Consider the following 314-nt stretch of genomic DNA (forward strand, 5'->3'; position numbering starts at 1 on the left):
CGCGCCCTCGCGATTATCCGCGAGTACTACGCCGATTTCGGCCCAACGCTGGCCTGCGAGAAGCTGCACGAATGCCACGGCATACGTCTGGCGAAGGAAACGGTCCGCAGGCTGATGACGGACGCGGGCCTATGGGTGCCGCGCCGGCAGCGGCCGCCGAAGGTCTACCAGCCGCGCGCGCGGCGGTCGTGCCTGGGCGAGCTGATCCAGATCGACGGCAGCGAGCATCCCTGGTTCGAGGACCGGGCGCCGCAGTGCACGCTGCTGGTGTACGTCGACGACGCAACGAGCCGGCTGATGCACGTGCTTTTCAC

General features: G+C 68.2%; 1 pseudogene. It reads left to right on the forward strand.

Annotation, left to right across the window (positions count from 1 at the left end):
• Positions 1–314 (forward strand): annotated as a pseudogene (locus tag SB771_RS33910) (ISNCY family transposase); the annotation flags it as partial.

Origin of the sequence: Burkholderia sp. SIMBA_051, from assembly GCF_046534915.1 — a bacterium.
In the GTDB taxonomy this organism is placed as follows: Bacteria; Pseudomonadota; Gammaproteobacteria; order Burkholderiales; family Burkholderiaceae; genus Burkholderia; species Burkholderia ambifaria.